The sequence below is a fragment of the Aerococcus tenax genome (assembly GCF_003286645.3).
In the GTDB taxonomy this organism is placed as follows: Bacteria; Bacillota; Bacilli; order Lactobacillales; family Aerococcaceae; genus Aerococcus; species Aerococcus tenax.
Genome location: NZ_CP127382.2, coordinates 1859600 through 1876829 on the forward strand (window position 1 = coordinate 1859600; position 17230 = coordinate 1876829).

Sequence of the window (17230 nt, forward strand, 5' to 3'; positions counted from 1 at the left end):
TAGATCTTGCTCAAAAATACAATATCTATTTTGAATTAATATAATCGGCAAATCCTAGTAAAATATATTCAATTACTAAGAAATAGGAACACATACTCTCAATCGGCGCAAATTCAAAACCTGATATTAAGCTCCCCTGTACAAAAATTGAAACATCAGATATATCTGCAATAGGATTTTTTTTATATCCAGTAATAGAAACTACTTTTGCACCAATAATTTTTGCTTTTTTTGCTATATTTATTGATCCACTTCTCTGTCCTGAAAGCGATAAAATAAATACCATGTCATTATTATTTATTGTCCTAATAAGACTTCTATTTTCAACATTATTATCAAGACCATCTACTATTTGAACTCTCTTGCCTAAGAGGGAGAGTACACGCTGAATTTCTCCAGCTTGATTTTTTTGTGAGATACCACTAGGAAAAATATAAATGTAGCTACACTCTTCCAGAAATTTATAAAATTTTGTCCAATCACGTTCTTTTAAATAATCCATATTTCCTTTTAAATCTACTAATAGTTGATCTTGAGTTGATGTTTGTGCAGGTATTCTTTTAGTTTCATTTTCAATGCTAAGTTGGGTTTTGAATTCTATAAAACCACTAAATCCTAACTTTTGAACAAATCGAATTATTGATGATTTGGATGTATATGTCTTATCAGCTAATTCTTTAACCTTCATACTTACTATCTCATCAGAATGCTTAAAAATATATTTTGCAATATGTAGTTCATTCTCATTCAATGTATTGTAGTTTTCATTGAGCAATTCTAAAATAGTATGATTCATACTTAAGAATCTCCTTATCTATTACAAATAACTGATATTACTTTTTAAAATAGCAAATACCCTGAAAGTGTCAGTTTACGTATATTGTATTAAAACCATACAGCAATTAAAGATATTATATCATTTGTATAAATGTGTTTTTAATTAAATTAAAGACATTTTACCTATATTATTTTCACTGTCCTTTAACTATCGCTATATATAGAATTCTATATTTCCTCACTTCAGTCATATTAGTATTCAAAAATATTTAGATTTATTTTGCCTTTTCTCTCCTTATTCTCGTATTATTGTTATATATACCACGAGGTGATCACATGAACAGTAAAAAAGACCTAATTCGCGTTGCTAAGCTTTACTACTACCACAACCTAACTCAAGAAGAAATCGCTGACCAGGTTGGCATTTCCCGGATCAAAGTCTCCCGCATGCTCAAAAAAGCCCGTGACATGGGCATTATCACCGTTGTTGTTAACGACACACCAAACTATGAGCACTTGGAGCGCATCATCAAAGAAAGATTCCAACTCAAAAACGTCATGATTACTGATATCCATAACCACGACGTTCGCGCCTCTCTCGCCAAGATAGCGGGTAATTATTTAAATACTATCTTAGAAGAAGGAGATACTATCGCAATGGGTTGGGGCCAAACCCTGCAAGAATTAACCAAGCACTGCTACGGCAACCTCAATAAAAGGACTCTATTCACACCCCTAATCGGCGGTCACGGGGATAAGAATTTTAACCGTCATTCTAATTCTATCGCCAACCAATTTGCGGAAAACTATCTAGCCAAGTCTGCTACAATCCTGGCCCCTGCCTTTGCCCAAAGCCAGGTTGCTGCCGATATGTACCTGCATGACCCCAACGTTCTGGCTACCATAGATAAGAGCAGCCAAGCTAATGTTGCCATCTTCAGTATCGGTAACCCCAATGACGAAGAGAATAACATCATCTCCACTGGTTATCTCTCCGAAAAAGAAACAGCTCTTATCAAGGAAAGTGATACCGCCAGCGATATCGCCTCTATTATCTTCCTCAACCAAGAAGGCAAGGAAATCCTCCAAGAACTAGAAGAACGCCGAATTAGCGTCTCCCAAAAAGCCTTTGCTCAAATTGACCGTAAAATCTGTATCGCTGGTGGGCGAAAGAAACATATCAGTATCCTTTCCGCCATTAAGAGTCAGTATGTTGATGAATTGATCACTGACATCGATACCGCGCGCTTTCTCTGTGAAAATATTTAACCCAAAATTCTAACCACTGATATCACCTCAACAAAACAGGCCGATGACAAGCTTTCGCCCGTCATCGGCCTGCTCTATTCTTATAAGGAGCCTCACTTAGCTCTAGTTATTCCTTGATTAGCTCTATTCCACCAAATTAGCAACTTCCCCAGTGGTGAGATATTCTTCAAAATTATCCATGGAGTATTCCACCATGTTTTTCACGGCTTCATCGGTATTAGAGCCTACGTGCGGAGTTAATAAGACTCTTGGATACAACTTAATCAGTTCTTGGACCGTTTCATCAGGAACATCTTCTAAACGGTCGAAGTTGTGGAAGAAAATTGGTCCTTCATTGGGAAGTACATCGGCCGCAAAACCATACAATTTATCTGCCTTAAGGGCATCGATAATAGCTTGGTTATCTTGGAGTTCCCCACGGGCAGTGTTAACCAAGATGGCATCGTCTTTCATAGTTTCAATGAAATGTTGGTTAATCATCTGATCATTTTCGCCTTCAATATAGGCGGAGTGAATACTTACGATATCTGCTTCTTTCAATAAGTCATCTTGATTGTCTTTAAATTCAACGACTTCTTTGGCCGCATCGGATTGGTAGATATCATAGCCAATCACCTTGGCTCCTAAACCTTGGAAGAGTTTGGCTTCGGTTAAACCGATCCGTCCGCAACCAATAATCCCTACGGTACAATTTCTTACTTCGCGACTAAACATGCGCGGTTTAACCCGAAAATCAAATTCTTTGGCTGTCGCTTCGGTAGTATAGGGAACATTCCGCAACAAACTCATGGCCAAGGTCACTGATAATTCGGCAATAGCATTAGGGGAATAACCAGGCACTCTAGCCACAACTTGACCTAAATCACGGATAGCTTCCATATCAATATGGTTGATGCCTACGGTCCGAGTGAAAACTAAGTCAATCCCCCATGATTTCAGTAATTCCAAATTTCTCCGATTTGCCACACAGTTCCCTCTTAATAGGACAGCGTCATGGCCTTTAGCAGTTTCGATATTGTCTTCTGTCAGTAAGTCTTCAATTAAGGTCAGGTCATAATTATATTTATTATATTGCTTAAAAATATCCACTTCATTCGACCGTACCCCATAGCAAGCAACTTTAAAAGTCATTCCAATCTCTCCTTTTCCTTTTTGATAGTTTTTATATTGTTTTAACGGCAAAGTCTTTAAATCACGCCACTGGTTTTCAAGATTTCAATCACCACTAACCAAATTGGAATCGCCAAGGTAGCGGTTAAAGTCGTGACAAAGGAACAGTTAGAGGCTAGTTTGTCTTCCCGTCCAAAACCGATGGCATAGGAAACTGCTACACTGGCTGGTGGAGTTGCCATCATGACAACTGTGGTCCCAATGGCAGCGTAGTCCATTGGTAAGATATTGGTAGCGGTGAATATAATCCCACAAACCAAGGTAATTAAAGGCACAATCAGCATCTTATTAAAGGCATAGTACCAAACCTTGTTGTCCTTGACCGCTTCGGTAATTTCACTTTCACCAAGAGTTGCCCCGATTGATAACCAGGCCAATGGTGAAGCCAATTTAGATAAATAGTTCATCAATTGATAGAGCCAAGGCAGGGTTAAGTCAAAGCGAAGAATTGGGGCTTGACGCTCAACCATTTCTCCAGTCTTGGCCAGGGTTTCCACCGTGACATGAGGCAGATAAGCCTGCATAGCCCAAATCAGTAAACCCGCCAAGGTAAATAAGATCGTCGGATTGAGGAAGATACTTTTGAGGTTGCTCTTTTTAAATTGCAAACCACTCATCAAGATATAGCAATAGGAATATAAGAAGATCCGGTAACCGATGTTAAAAACATTAGCGTAAATGACCCCGTCAGCCCCATAAACTGCTGACACAATTGGAATCCCAAAAAAGGTGGTTGACCCAAAGATGGTTAACATCCTAAGAACCAGTTTGGTGTCGCCTTCATAGCGAGCATAGGTCAAACGCGTAATCGCAATAAAAACTAAATAAATTAACAGGCCCCATACCAAGACACTCATACTTTGGTGGAGTTGTTGGACATTCAAATCTTGCATAAAGGCATTGAAGGCCATACATGGAATCGCTAACTTTAAAACTACCGTTGACAAGACTTTAGAAACATGTTGGTTAAAGATGCCACGTCGTCTGCAAATATAACCAATCAAGATAATTCCAATCGTCGAAGTAATTGCCGAAATAAACTTCATATTTGTCAGGGTAGCTATCAATATTTCACCAAACGACATAAAAATAGCTCCTCTTTAATAAAAAATTCACAAGAACTTATCGATAAACTCTATAGTTGAATTCTAGTTTATATAGAGGAGCTAGGAAATATTATTTAATTAAATGAAAGTTATTTAATTAATTTAAGAGACTTTTCACAAACTTCTATCCAAGGGGTGGACTTGTTGGTAATGAATAGTAGGCCGCCCAGTTGTTCCATAGTATTGGAAGGTCTTCAGATAGCCTTTTTTAACCAGATAGTGGATATATTTACGCACGGTTACATGGGAAAGTTGGCTTTTCTGGGTGATTTGGGGAATAGTAAAAGATTCACAATCTTGACTTTCGATGGCTGCGGCAATGACTTCCATAGTGGAAAAGGTCAGGCCCTTTTCGATACTATCACTCATTTCCATAGTAGAAGAGTCCGCTAAACGGTTGTCGGAACCTAAATCATCCGGATAACCATATAATTGGCCCAAGGTGTCTTGGTCAATCTCCTCCTCTTGATTTAATAACTCTCTTTCCTTTTTAAAACGGAGTAAACTACTTTCTAAGCGTTCAAAGGTAAAGGGTTTGAGAATATAGTCCTGTACCCCTAAATTTAAACCCTTTTGAATAGCAGACTTAGCATTTTGAGCGGTTAGCATAATCACCCCGGGGTGGTCAGGACAGGTGACTAAATATTCCACTAGTTGTAAGCCAGGACATTGCGACTCGCCCAAATAATCGTCAATTAAGAGCAAATCAAAGTGTTCTTTTTCTAACAGATCAAGGGCTGCTTCATAGGTCTCCGTGATCCCGGTCACTTGAAAGCCATCTACCTTTTCCACATATTGTTGATTAATCGCCTGCACCATGCGGTCGTCTTCAACAAGCATTACCTTATACATCACTTAACCTCCATAGTTCACTTGATAAGTTAAAACATAATACTTTCCATTGTTACTGATCTCTACCTGCTTTAAATCCGCTGTTATTTGTTCTAAATCTTTCCCCACTTCAGGGTAACATCCCAGGTCAGGATAAACATAGAAAGCCGTCACAAGCTGGTCATTGTCATAGGCTAATTCAATTTCAATGGTCACTTGGGATTCGAGTTCATTTAATCTAGCTTCGAGTGCATTAGCAATCTTCAGCCATTCATTATTCTGATTAAAATTTTGCGCTTCCGGAATTTCATTCTTCACCGTAATCCGCCGATACATGGCATAGTGGTTAGCACCTAGGAGCAAATAACCCGCGATAGTCGGATTATTAATCAATAGCTGCACATTCTGATTAAAGTGACTCTTATCACTGATTAAATCTTGTAAATAAGTCTTCAATTCCTGATATTCACCGAGATCACTTAAACCATAGATAACATGGACCTTATTGAGAAAATCATGGCTCTGCTTGACTAATTGCTTGGCAAAGTAATGAGAATTCTCCAATTGGTTGACTAAATCAATCACTTCTAAGGCATTCCGCAAAATAAAAAGATAACCCCGTTTTTCCTGGTTGACAATAATTGGTGCCACCGAACCAACATACTCGTCATGCTTTACCGACTTCATGAGGGACATAAAGGCTTTATCCTTTACTTTTAAATCGGGAAAAATTGCAGAATAATGCTGATTGAGGTAATTGCCAATATAAGTAATCGCGCTATTATTCTCAACGCGGATTTTCCCTGCCGGATCGGTAATAAGGATGGCCATATCGGTGTAATTAAACATGGCATTGCGCTCTTCCACCACCTGGGCGATTTCTTCAGGCTCCATCCCCAGCATACGGTTCTTTAAGGAATAGGCCAGCCAAATAGCCATAGTCCCCGCTACCAGGAAGGCCACTAAGACCGATAACCTTAAAGACTGGGTCGCTTGATCAAATAAGAGATTTAACTTAGGTAGCATAATCCCTAAAGCCACCGCTCCGACCACTTGATGATCTTGATTGAAGATAGGGACAAAGGCGCGCATGGACCGCCCCATGGGTCCTTGTCCCGTCCGGGTATAGGATTTCCCATTAAGGGCATCATACTGGTCTTGTTCTCCCTGGAAAGGACTCCCAATTAAATGACGGTTAGGATGGGTTAGACGGGTACTATCCTTAGTCATTATCACCACATAATCCAAGCCGAATCGGGCCTCTTCAGCAGAGGCATAATCGATAATTTTCTGGGAAAAATGCGTATCTTCAACTGAAGACTGAACAAAGGGATCGGCCGCAATCTCATGGCCTACTTTTAACAACATGTCCGCTTGGGAGTCGACAAAAGACTGCTTACTAGTCCGCGTTAAAATAAAAAACATGATCAATAGGGTAACAATCACTAAAGTAAAGGTCATGGATAGGAGTCGCAGCAGTAACTTGTGTTTATGAAAAGTTTTTCTTAGAGAGAGCATTTGAATCACCTGGCTGGGTTAATCTTTATCAGCAAAACTATATATTATAATAAAATAAAACACCGTTTAGTTAAATAATTTCTTAGCCATGAAAACACAAAAAAGCTATGTCAATATCTACCTCTCATCCCTAAAGGAAGGGTAAATATAATATCCATAGCTTTATTATGAATGATATTTAAATATTCATTTAATCACTTCTGACGACGTATATTCACTAGCCGTTCTACTCCATGACGACTGTTTTCTAAACTAGTAACAGTTTTTTCATAGGTAGTCGATAGGAAATATAAGAATAAGATATCATTTAGAAACAACTGATTGAGTAAGGAGATCGTTGCTCCAGCACGCAAAGGCGCCTCACGACATTGAGCGACTAAGGCCTGATGATCTGCTTGTTTTTGTAAGTTATTATCTGAGTTTGACGTCATCGCAATGACTTTTATATTTAATTCATGTGCCAGATTAGCTAGTTCAATCACTTCATGCGTTTGACCAGAATAGGAAATAGCAAGAAAGAGACAATCCTTAGGGGCTGTTCCCATGGCTGAAGCCAATTGATGGGAATCTGCATAATTCAATACCGTTTTTCCTATTCGAGCAAATTTTTGCACTAAATCTTCACCGACAAGATGTGAAGCCCCCAAACCATAGCAATAAATAATCGGTGCATTAATCATCAGATGAATCATTTGATCAAAAGCATCTTCATTAATTAATTGACTGGTTCCTCTAAAATTATAATAAGACTCTTGCAATAACATTGTCTTGATATTTTCTAAGTTTTCCCCGGGTTTAATATCTGTTAATTCCGCTTCAACTACCAATTGACTCTCTGAGGACAATTTTATTTTTAACTGCGAATATCCCTTCAAGCCAATAGACTGACAAAAGCGTACCACCGTGGAGGTACTGGTACCAGACTCTCTGGCGAGTTCATTGATATTCATTTGAACGACATCATCAGCATGTTCAATAATATATCTTCCAACCTGAGCTTCAGACCCCGACAGCTTAGTCAATTTTTCTTCAATACCTAATAAAAAATAATTGGACATGACTATCAACCCGTTATCTTAGCGTTTTTATTAAATGAATCAGCATTCTGTGCCTCTTTCGGCACGCCAAAAAAGTAAGTAGCCACAAAACCACCTGCATAAGCAGCAAGCAAGCCTAAGACATAAGCCATCCATTTTCCATCGGCAATTAACGGGATCAAGGCGACACCACTAGGACCAATCGCTGTCGCCCCAACACTGCCTATTCCTCCAACAACTGCTCCGCCGATACCACCACCAATACATGCAGTGATAAAAGGACGTCCTAAAGGTAAGGTGACGGCATAAATCAAGGGTTCACCAATACCTAAAATACCGACAGGTAGGCTCCCTTTAATAATATTGACTAATCGACCATTACGGCGACACTTAAGCCATAACGCTAAAGCTGCGCCAACTTGCCCTGCACCTGCCATCGCTAATACTGGCAAGAGTTGTGTAGCCCCAGTCGCATTGATCATTTCAATATGGATCGGTGTGAGTATTTGGTGTAATCCAAACATCACTAAAGGTAAGAAGAAGGCCCCGAGAATAAAGCCACTAAAAGCACCCCCAACATTGAGTACCCAATTCACCACGCCCACTAAGCCAGCTGAGACCCAACCGGCTATTGGCATAATTAAAAAGACCGTCATTAAGCCTACTGTCAATAGGGAAAGCGTTGGCGTAACAATAATATCTAGGGAATCTGGAACAAACTTCCGCAATTGTTTTTCAACGATTGAAAGTAGGAATACAGCTAAAAGTACCCAAATAATCCCCCCTTGGCCTGGAGCTAGGGGTTGACCAGTAAATATATTCTTTAAGGGATTTTCTGGCGTCATTCCTGTTAGATAAATGATTCCAGCAACAATTCCCCCTAAACCTTCAGTAGCCCCAAATACTTTGGCTGCATTAATTCCCACATAAATATTTAGATAGGCAAAGAGGCCATTTTTAATAATATTTAGTATGGTTACAGCACTACCCCAAGTCGCCGCATCTAAATTACCGGCAGTTATGAGATTTTGAAATACCGAGGCAATCCCCCCAATAATACCGGCACCTACAAAAGCAGGAATTAGTGGAACAAAAACACTCGCTATGGTACTAGTAAAGGATTTAAAATACGAAGGTTTATTTTTTTCTTTATAGGTTTTCTTATTTTGATCAGCAATTTCTTGTGCTCGAGAACGATTACTGGTCAATTGAGGATCTAAATTTTCATCAACCCTTTCCGTATGTGAAATACCACTTAGTTCGTTCATTTTATCGGCTACTTTTTGTGAAGTGCCCGGGCCAACAACGATTTGCAAAGTATTTCCATCCTTGACAACCCCTAAAACGCCCTCAACTTTTTCTAAGGCTGATAGGTTCACTGCTTGGAAATCTTTAATATCAATCCGAATCCGCGTCATACAATTATAGATTTTATTTGTGTTTTGCTTGCCGCCGATATGTTCAAAAATATTCTTCGCTAAGTGTTCTTCTTTACTCATTTTTTCTAGCCTCGCCTTCGATAATCTTATAGATAAATCCATCTGCTTTTTGGAGTAAATTTTGAGATTCTTCAAATGAAACTTTTTCTGCTAGCATCACGACCGCATTCTTCACATTAAAATGACTAGCTACTAATGCCTCATGTGCTTGCTCATAAGAAGCTTCAGTAATATTACTGATAATTCTTGTCGCCCGGTCTTCTAATTTTTCATTGGTGACATTAATATCGATCATTAAATTCTGGTAAACCTTACCAATTTGTATCATTGAAACAGTAGATAACATGTTCAAGACCAATTTCTGTGCTGTTCCTGCTTTGAGTCGAGTAGATCCGGTTAATATTTCTGGTCCAACGATTACTTCAATACTTATTTTAGCTAGTGAAGAAATTGCTGATTCATCATTGCAAGAGAGTGCAATCGTCTTAGCGCCAAGCTGATTGGCATACTCTAAACCGCCCATAACATAGGGCGTTCTTCCACTGGCACTGACCCCTACTACAGTGTCTAGCGGACTTAGCTTAATATCCTTTAAATCATTTTTTCCTAACTTTTCATCATCTTCGGCTCCTTCAACAGCTTTTGTCATTGCTCGTTCGCCCCCAGCAATGAGACCAACCACCATATCAGGAGAGGTTCCAAAGGTAGGGACACATTCTGCCGCATCTAAAACCCCAAGCCGTCCACTCGTCCCAGCTCCCATATAGATTAAGCGTCCATCATGATTAAAGGAATCAACAATCATTTGAATAGCTGCTTCAATCTTGGGTAAGACCTTGCTTATGGCGCTCTGAACATTATCATTTTCCGCGTTCATAATTTTTAATACTTCTAACACAGATAACTTATCAAGACTAAAAGTAGACTTATTTCTTGTTTCTGTAGTTAATTTTGCTAAATCTTCCTTAGACATGAAATCATCTCCATTGGATTAAATACTTTTGCTTACTGCCGATAAATTGGATTAGGGGAATATCTTCCGAAGCAATCAATCCGATCACATTAACGGAAGGGTCACTAGGTAGATCTTTCTTTACAATTTCAAATTCCCCTTCATACCTACCAGCTAAGTTGTTATCGACCGTGATGCTCCCCTTGTTTCGAAAGGTTTGGTTGGAGGGGGCAATTGTCTCTGTGATTTTTCCTCTAGCATATTGGCTCCTGACTACATATTCACTAATATCTGGACGACACATCTGAATCTCTTGAAAGTAGGAGTCCTTAGCGCTTTTATAATTATCATCATAAGAACCATGTAAGAGAATAATTCCATTATTTATATAATAGGAAAATTGTTCTAAACTTTGATTTGATAAATAAGGATCGCTTAGATAAACCTGGTCAACATGATATTCTTTGAGCATAGTTAAACTAGCCATAAAAGGTTTCTTCCCTCTTAACTTTTCAAGGGTAGGTAAACCCTGGTATACCGGTCCGCGATAGGGTTGATCTCCAGAAACGAAGGCTTGCACCTTTAAACCATACTGATGAAATAGGTGATTTTTTTGCATAAAGTAATCTTCACCGAGTCCGGTATAAGGACGAGGATAGTAATTATGCCAAGCAGCGATATTCTCTTTATCTGCTCCATTGGCAATAATTTCCTTAATATCATTTTCTTCAATAGTTGAAGCATTTATCCCTAATTGAATTTTGTGACTCAATTTGGCAATTAATTCGTTAGAAAACCCATCATCTAATCGTATGCCAGTAATTCCCCATTGAGTTAAAACTTCAACCTTGTCCAAACTGATGCCAATCTTCTCTAATGAAGCTAATGACATATCTACCATTAAACTAAGCTGTAGCGTTTTACAAAGGCTAGCTAAATCTTGCAGCCGTTTGAAATACTTTTCTTGATTCTCCTCTGGAATCTGTATCGAAGTAAAAACTCCTTGAAAACCTCCCTGTTTCATGTTTCCAATATATGCTCTATCTTCATGACTTAAATCACTATTTAAATAAACAGAAAACCCAAACATCTTTTCTCCTATCTTTCAAAAGCGCTTACATTTCTAATTATATGCTTATGGAAATAAATTTCAAATAGAGATGGTAAATGCAGAAAATAAATTACATAGTGATACAAAACAATATGTAAATTTAACTTGCAGAATACAAATAAAAAAAGCCAGCAGAGCCTTTCTTAAGCCCTACTAGCATTCCCATTTCTTATATTATCTATCAGTTTCTAACGATAACTAAATCGCAGTCCAACCGCCATCAACACCGACAATTTGTCCGGTCACATAAGTCGACTCATCAGCGGCTAAAAAGACTACTACACTAGCTAATTCACCCGGTTTCCCTGGGCGTTTCATCGGCGTTCTTAGTTCGATGAAGTCATTCATAGCTTCCATAGCCTCAGGATTATTGGCTTCGGAGGCGAAGAAACCAGGCGCGATAGCATTGACCGTTACGCCGGTAGTTGCCCATTCGGTTGCTGCGGCCCGAGTAAAGTTAATCACCGCACCCTTAGCGGCAGCATAGTCGATGATTGGCAGCTCTGGTAAGCCACCGAAGCCGAGAATGGAGGCAATGTTGATCACACGGCCGTAACCATTTTCCACCATCTTGGCCCCAAATTCACGGGTCATATACATCATCCCGTCAACATCCAAGTTAAAAGTCTTGTGCCAAGCTTCATCGGTAATTTCAGTCAGGGGCGCGTTATTCCCGCCACCCGCATTGTTGACTAAGATATCTACCTTACCAAACTTGTCTAAGATAGCTTGGTGGGTTTCCTTGATCGATTCAGGATCGGTAACATCGGTTGAAATCGGAAAGACCTCTGACCCGGTTTTTTCTTCAATTTCTTTAGCCGCTTCGTCGAGCACTTCTTGGCGACGGGATAAGATCGCTACTTTAGCCCCTTGACCAGCTAGAGCAGTCGCGAATTGCTTACCAATACCGGTCCCGCCACCAGTCACCACAGCCACACGATTGGATAAATCAAACATCTACATTCCTCCATTCAAAACATTAGTCACAAATTCATTATAAAGAAAACTCTTCCAGAAAGCGATTACAACAGTTTTTACACATAGCCTTTATCGTTAAAAAAAGCAGCCCTTCCAAAGGCTGCTTTCACCATCTCTACTCTCCTATTTACCAACATCCTGGTCTAACAACCACCCAATCGCAATCCCTCGGTTACTCAACAAGTAAGCCCAATCACTTTGCGGGTGGTCGATCTCTTTCCGCTCCATCACGGCAAAGACCTGGCCTTTAACCCAGTCCGCTATCCGCTGACCCGTCTGCCAGTGGGTCGCCCAGTCTGCCACCCGGACCGAAGCTCCCACAGCCACCGGATCAGCTCCTGCACCATCTTTATCACGCTCAGCCACCAAGCGGTTGACCCGGTCTTGAACCAGCCGGTAGTCATAGCCCGCTGCCGCTAAGCGCCGGATCCGGTCGGCCCCGTTCCCCCACTTGCGGTCCAAAACTTCCCGGGCCAACTGATCCATGGTCTTATCTCTTCGACTAGCCTGACTCCCGTACTTAGGCCGGGCATAGCCCTTAATCCGCCAATCATTCCAGGCAAAGCGGTTGCGAGCCACCCGGCGACTGGCATTGCCCTCAATGGTAGTAATAGTTGACCCCGTCACAGCCTCGACAAAACCGATATGGTCGGCAAAGCCACCACCGTCCCAGTCAAAGCAGACAATGTCTCCGGCCTGGGGATAAACCCGACCCAGCCAAATTCCAAGTCCGGCAAAGACATGGATATGACGCTGGACCCCACACTCACGCCCAATCAAGTCCGTCGCTCCCGCTTCATCACTAACTGCAGTCACAAAGAGATCACACCAGTCATCACTATACTTGGCCAAGTATCCCACCGGACGCGGCAGAACCCGGTTATAGCGATCCACCATGTCACGGTGGGCCACCGACCCCATAGTCATCCCTAGGTATTTTTGCGCCGTTTTAATCACTTGCTGGGCGGTAACCATAGCCCCCACCTCCCTTGTGATAATCCTCGCTAGACAACTGCAAGACCGATCCCAAGAAGACCGCCAGTAAATTCAAGGTCACGACCGCTAAATCGGTCCCGACAAATCCATAAGCTTCCCCCAGTCCCTTGACTAAAACACTCAAAGCCGGCATAAAGACCAAGGCCAGCCACTTGAGCCGGTCATACGTCTGATTACTTAAAGGCATTCTGCCATCATCTCCTTTACTCTTTCGACTAAATGCGTCAACTTAGACTCCACCGCCTGAAAGCGAAAGGCGGTCTCCATTAAAGTGTTTTCCACCACTTGGATGCGCTCATCGAGACGTTTTTGTGCCGTCTTTTGTTGATCCAATTCGGTAGCCATCACGTCCAGGCGAGTGATCAAGCGCTGGATGGCAGTAATTAACTGGATAATCTTACTAACCAGGGTGATGATGGCTACAAAGGCAGAGGCCAGCCCACCCATTTCAATCACTGTCATGCCCTCCACTCCTTTCTTTATTTCCTTTTTCTCATCTTTCCCTCAGTACTTCTTCATAAAAAAAGCCCCGCTAGGCAGGGCTTGGGAGGTCAATCCCTAACTTAGGCTTCGACTTGATAGATATCGGTCACGCTGCGACGGACATAGCGGGCGCCAGTGGCTTGGGCATAGGGGTCAAGGCCGTCTTCATTGACGAAGATATCAGCGTCCACAATAGCCGCTAAGGCCGCTTGAGCCACTTCACTAGAAACATCTTCTTTAGGTTCTTTAATGGTTACTTTCTTAGTCTTGCCCTCTTCAGTCTTGAATAAGAGCTCTAAATTGAAATTTTCTTGGCTTGGCATCATTTTTCCTCCTTACTCTTCTAGCGCTTGACTAAACATAGACATGGCGGCAGACGCTTTCCACTTCGGTTACCGGGTCCTTAGCCAGACTAGCCACCGCGTCACGAACCGCGTATACCGCTTCAATGGCGGGATGCTCCACCAGATCATTGAAGGTGGTTTTAATTTCCTTGTCGGTCTCAAAGTTGGTCACCTTGACCACTAACTTGTTATCGATAAATTCTTGCATTCCAATCACTCCTTTTTTGCTTTAGTAGCTAGCTACACCCTATAAACGAATTGAAAGAGGCCAAGTGTTACCTAAAAATTGAATCTTTTTAAAAAGTCCAGTAAAAAAGCCCACCCTCAGGTGAGCTAATGTAAAAACATGATCATTAAGGCCTAGTCTTCTAGTAAATCCTTAAAGGGTAGGAGAAGCTGGGCTAAACGGTTCTTCCATTGATAAATGGTTTTTCTGGCCACGCCAAATGTCCGGGCAAGGTCAGCAATAGAAAAATCTCTTTCTGCTAAAGCTAAAGTTAATTGGTAATCCCGCTCAGACAGGGTGTCTTGGGCGGCCTGGAGGAAGTCAGCAATCCCAAAATCAAAAGCTTCTGTTTCCGCAGAGTCAGTCATCAAGTCCTGGTTCTCAGACAAGGTCAGTTGGGGCAAGCGGCTAGTCTGGCGCAGGAGGTCCAGTAAGCACCAGCGCAAGTAACGGCCAGCATAGGCCACAAAGCGGTAGCGGTCTTGGCCCAGGGGGTTGCCATCGAAACGCTCAGCCAGGTCTAGGAGCTTGAGCCGTAACTCTTGGGCATAGTCCTGGTAGTCGCCGTGGCACTTTCTAATATTTAAGTCCGATAGGGTCTTATGAATCAAGGCTTCAAATTCGCGCAACAAGCGGTCGGCAAATAATTTGTCTAGAGTCATACTGTCTTCCTTTCTTCTTTACTAAAACAGGCTGCATCATAAGATGAAGGAAAGCGCGCTCTCCACTTTTAATCCTTAACACTTTCATAGAGGGCCATCACCAAAACCGCTAGAGTCGCGCATAGGAGTAAGGGGATAATCATCCCAAAGGAGACCAAAAAGCCCCGTAGTTGAAAGAGTAGAATCGCTAAAACCGCCACAATAAAATCCTTAACCCATTGCCGCATAATCCATCTCCTCCGTATTTAATAAGTCAGTCACTCGCTGGATCAAACATTGATCTAAATCATAGCCTAAGTTTTCTGCCTCCTGCCATAAGTGGGCCACTAAGTCGCTTAGGGCAGGCGTCAAATCACGGTCAAAACTCACATCTAAAGCCAAAGTGGTAAAAGCTTGGGTGAGCGACGGTAAGTCTTCCCGAATCCGGACTTTTCCGCCTAAGCCTTCCACCCGGGCATAGGAGTCCGCCATCATCACTAGGGCAATATAGGCATCCGCCAGGGCTACTTGAACTTGGCGGGCGTCTTGGCCCTTAGCCTGGTTTAGGAGGGCGAACTTGGTCAAGACCAAGACACAGTGGTCGTAAGCATCCAACAAATCGAAACCATAGAGACGGTTGTAGTGTTCAATTAAATGTATACTATTGCTTAAAGTCATGGTTACTCCTTCTATTAAAATGTTATCCATTGGTATTGAGAAACAATGAGAAGTCGGGTGAGCTTTGCCAGTCAGAGTCTATCCGCTCCCCGCTCCACTAGGACGTTGATCAGTTCACCTGGCTCTTAGCCCAAGCTGGGACAATCTCCTGGTAGCCCGACATTTTGGGAAACTTGGGCTTTTTGTCTTCTTCACTGGCAGGCGGTAAGTCTTCCAGCCGGTAGATATGGTCCTTATCCCAGCGCTCCAGAATTTTGAAGTAATAGGACAAGGGATACTTAGCTGCCTTGGCCCGGTAGAGGGCTTCTTCCAAGAGCTTGCTTTCAAAGAGCAGGCAATAGGATTTTAATTTCTCCTGGTCCGCTTCAGGCATGGCTTCATTGAAGAGAATCTGATAGCGATTAGTGATCCCGTTCATCACCTGGTTTTCATAGTCATCTTGGTAGGGAGCCCTTTGGAGTTTCAGGGGCAGTGACGACTCGCTGGCCGACTCTTCATTGTCATTGTCATTTTCATCCCCATCCTCTTTATCACTCTCGTCCACTTCCTCTTTTTCATCGTCCCCGGCCACATAGCGGCGTTTTTTGATCTCCTTGACGAAGAGTTGCATAATGGCCTGGTCCACCCGCCGACTGGACTTCAACCAAAAGTCGCGCATGGCTTCAAAGGTGGCCTCAATCAGGTCCGTATCTTGAACCAGGGACAATTCCTTCTCCAATAAATCCATCACCGGCCGCCCACCGACAAAGATGGAGTAGGATAGGGAGTGTAAGAGGGTCACTTCCTGGTGGATGTGCGAATAGGCAATCTTCTTAAAATCCTGACTAAAACGATCCAGCAGCCTGTCTACTTGTTCCAAACTCAAGCCCGTCTCAAAGGCAATCAGCCGCTTGGGCAAACTATAAATCCCCACCTGGCTACACTTGGGATTAGTCATCAAGTATAAGGCAAAATAACGTTCCTCCTGGCTATAATGGTCCAAAGCTTCTAGCGACCGCCAAAAGCTCGTCGGCACCACACGTCTTACTGTCATCATAACCTCCTTGTGATTGTATCTTTTTAACTTGTTGTTAACTGAGTCAGAAAATTTCCACGCAAAAAGAAGGGCTTAAGGTTTTGATCTTAGGTCCTAAAATTCTGGCTAGGGATTTTCTGTTTAACACTTACTTCACCGACTATGCAAAAAGTGACACTTTCTGTCCGCTATACTAATCTTTAATAATTTTTTCGATAAAAGCCCCTCCTTTGCCTTGATACACCCCGGACTGGAGCCATTGAAAAGAGTTGAATTTCTCTTTTCATTTTTAAACATATTATATCCAATATAAAAAAGCAAGCGATTTTTTATTATTTTGCATAAATTCTATTCATATGATATATTCATATTTTGTTAACATTTTTAAATTATACGCTGAGTAAAATATTTTCTAATCCTTCTACTAAGAGTAGTATACAAGAGGCTGGCTTTATGCGCTTTGTGGTTGCGAATTTAACAACAAAAAGTTGTTAAACTTCCAACTTAACAATTTATACGAGTATTTCCGCCGCTTTTTCGGTATAATATATGAAAGTTAAAAATGCGTTTTCAAGAACTCGACTGTTTCATGACCTTGGGAAAGGTGATTACACTTTTCAAAGTGAGAAAACTCTCATGATCAGTCAGTAAACCAAGGA

19 protein-coding genes and 1 pseudogene are annotated in these 17230 nt (G+C 41.6%); 1 reads left to right on the top strand and 19 read right to left on the bottom strand.

What is annotated here, in order from left to right; translation table 11 throughout:
* Positions 1–25: 25 nt before the first annotated feature.
* Positions 26–796 (bottom strand): MurR/RpiR family transcriptional regulator, encoded by a 771-nt coding sequence (locus DBT50_RS08680; protein WP_111852745.1) that lies wholly within the window; start codon positions 794–796, stop codon positions 26–28.
* Between the two features lie 317 nt (positions 797–1113).
* Here DBT50_RS08680 and DBT50_RS08685 point away from each other — a divergent pair, with 317 nt between their 5' ends.
* Complete coding sequence (locus DBT50_RS08685; RefSeq protein WP_111852744.1) at positions 1114–2046, top strand: sugar-binding transcriptional regulator; 933 nt, start codon at positions 1114–1116, stop codon at positions 2044–2046.
* Positions 2047–2169: 123 nt separating this feature from the next.
* On the opposite strand, the gene DBT50_RS08690 is transcribed toward DBT50_RS08685, so the two are convergent.
* The 18 genes and pseudogenes from DBT50_RS08690 to DBT50_RS08775 form a co-directional block, all read right to left on the bottom strand.
* Positions 2170–3177, bottom strand: a complete 1008-nt coding sequence (locus DBT50_RS08690) for an NAD(P)-dependent oxidoreductase (RefSeq protein WP_111852743.1) — start codon at positions 3175–3177, stop codon at positions 2170–2172.
* Between the two features lie 56 nt (positions 3178–3233).
* Entirely contained in the window at positions 3234–4301 is a 1068-nt protein-coding gene (locus tag DBT50_RS08695; RefSeq protein WP_060778865.1) for an AEC family transporter, read from the bottom strand.
* Positions 4302–4436: 135 nt separating this feature from the next.
* The gene (locus tag DBT50_RS08700; protein WP_111853475.1) at positions 4437–5174 is read right to left on the bottom strand and encodes a response regulator; all 738 of its coding nucleotides are present in this window, start codon (positions 5172–5174) and stop codon (positions 4437–4439) included.
* A gap of 3 nt (positions 5175–5177) precedes the next feature.
* On the bottom strand, positions 5178–6614 hold the full coding sequence (locus DBT50_RS08705; RefSeq protein WP_181566144.1) for a Spo0B domain-containing protein: 1437 nt from the start codon (positions 6612–6614) through the stop codon (positions 5178–5180).
* Positions 6615–6865: 251 nt separating this feature from the next.
* Positions 6866–7729 carry a MurR/RpiR family transcriptional regulator gene (locus tag DBT50_RS08710; RefSeq protein ID WP_111852740.1) on the bottom strand — a complete coding sequence of 288 codons (864 nt, stop codon included), beginning with the start codon at positions 7727–7729 and terminating at the stop codon, positions 6866–6868.
* A 53-nt stretch (positions 7730–7782) separates the two neighbouring features.
* Positions 7783–9207 (bottom strand): annotated as a pseudogene (locus DBT50_RS08715) (PTS transporter subunit EIIC); the annotation flags it as partial.
* Positions 9200–10120, bottom strand: a complete 921-nt coding sequence (gene murQ / locus DBT50_RS08720; RefSeq protein ID WP_111852738.1) for an N-acetylmuramic acid 6-phosphate etherase — start codon at positions 10118–10120, stop codon at positions 9200–9202. The gene murQ and the pseudogene DBT50_RS08715, both read right to left, overlap by 8 nt.
* 4 nt (positions 10121–10124) lie before the next feature.
* Positions 10125–11189, bottom strand: coding sequence for a MupG family TIM beta-alpha barrel fold protein (locus DBT50_RS08725; protein WP_111852737.1), 1065 nt, complete (start codon positions 11187–11189; stop codon positions 10125–10127).
* Positions 11190–11408: 219 nt separating this feature from the next.
* Positions 11409–12167 (bottom strand): SDR family NAD(P)-dependent oxidoreductase, encoded by a 759-nt coding sequence (locus DBT50_RS08730; RefSeq protein ID WP_111852736.1) that lies wholly within the window; start codon positions 12165–12167, stop codon positions 11409–11411.
* 144 nt (positions 12168–12311) lie between these two features.
* Positions 12312–13163 (bottom strand): CHAP domain-containing protein, encoded by an 852-nt coding sequence (locus DBT50_RS08735; RefSeq protein WP_111852735.1) that lies wholly within the window; start codon positions 13161–13163, stop codon positions 12312–12314.
* Positions 13138–13371 (bottom strand): phage holin, encoded by a 234-nt coding sequence (locus DBT50_RS08740; protein ID WP_111852734.1) that lies wholly within the window; start codon positions 13369–13371, stop codon positions 13138–13140. Before DBT50_RS08740 ends, DBT50_RS08735 begins: the two co-directional genes overlap by 26 nt.
* Positions 13362–13646, bottom strand: a complete 285-nt coding sequence (locus DBT50_RS08745) for a hypothetical protein (protein WP_060778878.1) — start codon at positions 13644–13646, stop codon at positions 13362–13364. The genes DBT50_RS08740 and DBT50_RS08745 overlap by 10 nt, the downstream gene beginning before the upstream one ends.
* A 101-nt stretch (positions 13647–13747) precedes the next feature.
* Positions 13748–13990 (bottom strand): DUF2922 domain-containing protein, encoded by a 243-nt coding sequence (locus DBT50_RS08750; protein ID WP_181566143.1) that lies wholly within the window; start codon positions 13988–13990, stop codon positions 13748–13750.
* A gap of 31 nt (positions 13991–14021) precedes the next feature.
* Positions 14022–14219 (bottom strand): DUF1659 domain-containing protein, encoded by a 198-nt coding sequence (locus DBT50_RS08755; RefSeq protein WP_111852732.1) that lies wholly within the window; start codon positions 14217–14219, stop codon positions 14022–14024.
* 152 nt (positions 14220–14371) lie between these two features.
* Positions 14372–14899, bottom strand: a complete 528-nt coding sequence (locus DBT50_RS08760; protein WP_111852731.1) for a sigma-70 family RNA polymerase sigma factor — start codon at positions 14897–14899, stop codon at positions 14372–14374.
* Positions 14900–14967: 68 nt separating this feature from the next.
* A complete protein-coding gene (locus DBT50_RS08765) occupies positions 14968–15126 on the bottom strand; it encodes a hypothetical protein (RefSeq protein ID WP_156417354.1) in 159 nt (52 codons plus the stop codon).
* Positions 15110–15556, bottom strand: a complete 447-nt coding sequence (locus DBT50_RS08770) for a hypothetical protein (protein ID WP_111852730.1) — start codon at positions 15554–15556, stop codon at positions 15110–15112. Before DBT50_RS08770 ends, DBT50_RS08765 begins: the two co-directional genes overlap by 17 nt.
* Positions 15557–15665: 109 nt before the next feature.
* On the bottom strand, positions 15666–16589 hold the full coding sequence (locus DBT50_RS08775) for a hypothetical protein (RefSeq protein WP_111852729.1): 924 nt from the start codon (positions 16587–16589) through the stop codon (positions 15666–15668).
* Positions 16590–17230: the final 641 nt, after the last annotated feature.

Bases quoted from the DNA above. Each gene is read 5' to 3' on its own strand.
- DBT50_RS08680 (WP_111852745.1), bottom strand. From the start codon at position 796: ATGAATCATACTATTTTAGAATTGCTCAATGAAAACTACAATACATTG.
- DBT50_RS08685 (WP_111852744.1), top strand. From the start codon at position 1,114: ATGAACAGTAAAAAAGACCTAATTCGCGTTGCTAAGCTTTACTACTAC.
- DBT50_RS08690 (WP_111852743.1), bottom strand. From the start codon at position 3,177: ATGACTTTTAAAGTTGCTTGCTATGGGGTACGGTCGAATGAAGTGGAT.
- DBT50_RS08695 (WP_060778865.1), bottom strand. From the start codon at position 4,301: ATGTCGTTTGGTGAAATATTGATAGCTACCCTGACAAATATGAAGTTT.
- DBT50_RS08700 (WP_111853475.1), bottom strand. From the start codon at position 5,174: ATGTATAAGGTAATGCTTGTTGAAGACGACCGCATGGTGCAGGCGATT.
- DBT50_RS08705 (WP_181566144.1), bottom strand. From the start codon at position 6,614: ATGACCTTTACTTTAGTGATTGTTACCCTATTGATCATGTTTTTTATT.
- DBT50_RS08710 (WP_111852740.1), bottom strand. From the start codon at position 7,729: ATGTCCAATTATTTTTTATTAGGTATTGAAGAAAAATTGACTAAGCTG.
- murQ (WP_111852738.1), bottom strand. From the start codon at position 10,120: ATGTCTAAGGAAGATTTAGCAAAATTAACTACAGAAACAAGAAATAAG.
- DBT50_RS08725 (WP_111852737.1), bottom strand. From the start codon at position 11,189: ATGTTTGGGTTTTCTGTTTATTTAAATAGTGATTTAAGTCATGAAGAT.
- DBT50_RS08730 (WP_111852736.1), bottom strand. From the start codon at position 12,167: ATGTTTGATTTATCCAATCGTGTGGCTGTGGTGACTGGTGGCGGGACC.
- DBT50_RS08735 (WP_111852735.1), bottom strand. From the start codon at position 13,163: ATGGTTACCGCCCAGCAAGTGATTAAAACGGCGCAAAAATACCTAGGG.
- DBT50_RS08740 (WP_111852734.1), bottom strand. From the start codon at position 13,371: ATGCCTTTAAGTAATCAGACGTATGACCGGCTCAAGTGGCTGGCCTTG.
- DBT50_RS08745 (WP_060778878.1), bottom strand. From the start codon at position 13,646: ATGACAGTGATTGAAATGGGTGGGCTGGCCTCTGCCTTTGTAGCCATC.
- DBT50_RS08750 (WP_181566143.1), bottom strand. From the start codon at position 13,990: ATGCCAAGCCAAGAAAATTTCAATTTAGAGCTCTTATTCAAGACTGAA.
- DBT50_RS08755 (WP_111852732.1), bottom strand. From the start codon at position 14,219: ATGCAAGAATTTATCGATAACAAGTTAGTGGTCAAGGTGACCAACTTT.
- DBT50_RS08760 (WP_111852731.1), bottom strand. From the start codon at position 14,899: ATGACTCTAGACAAATTATTTGCCGACCGCTTGTTGCGCGAATTTGAA.
- DBT50_RS08765 (WP_156417354.1), bottom strand. From the start codon at position 15,126: ATGCGGCAATGGGTTAAGGATTTTATTGTGGCGGTTTTAGCGATTCTA.
- DBT50_RS08770 (WP_111852730.1), bottom strand. From the start codon at position 15,556: ATGACTTTAAGCAATAGTATACATTTAATTGAACACTACAACCGTCTC.
- DBT50_RS08775 (WP_111852729.1), bottom strand. From the start codon at position 16,589: ATGACAGTAAGACGTGTGGTGCCGACGAGCTTTTGGCGGTCGCTAGAA.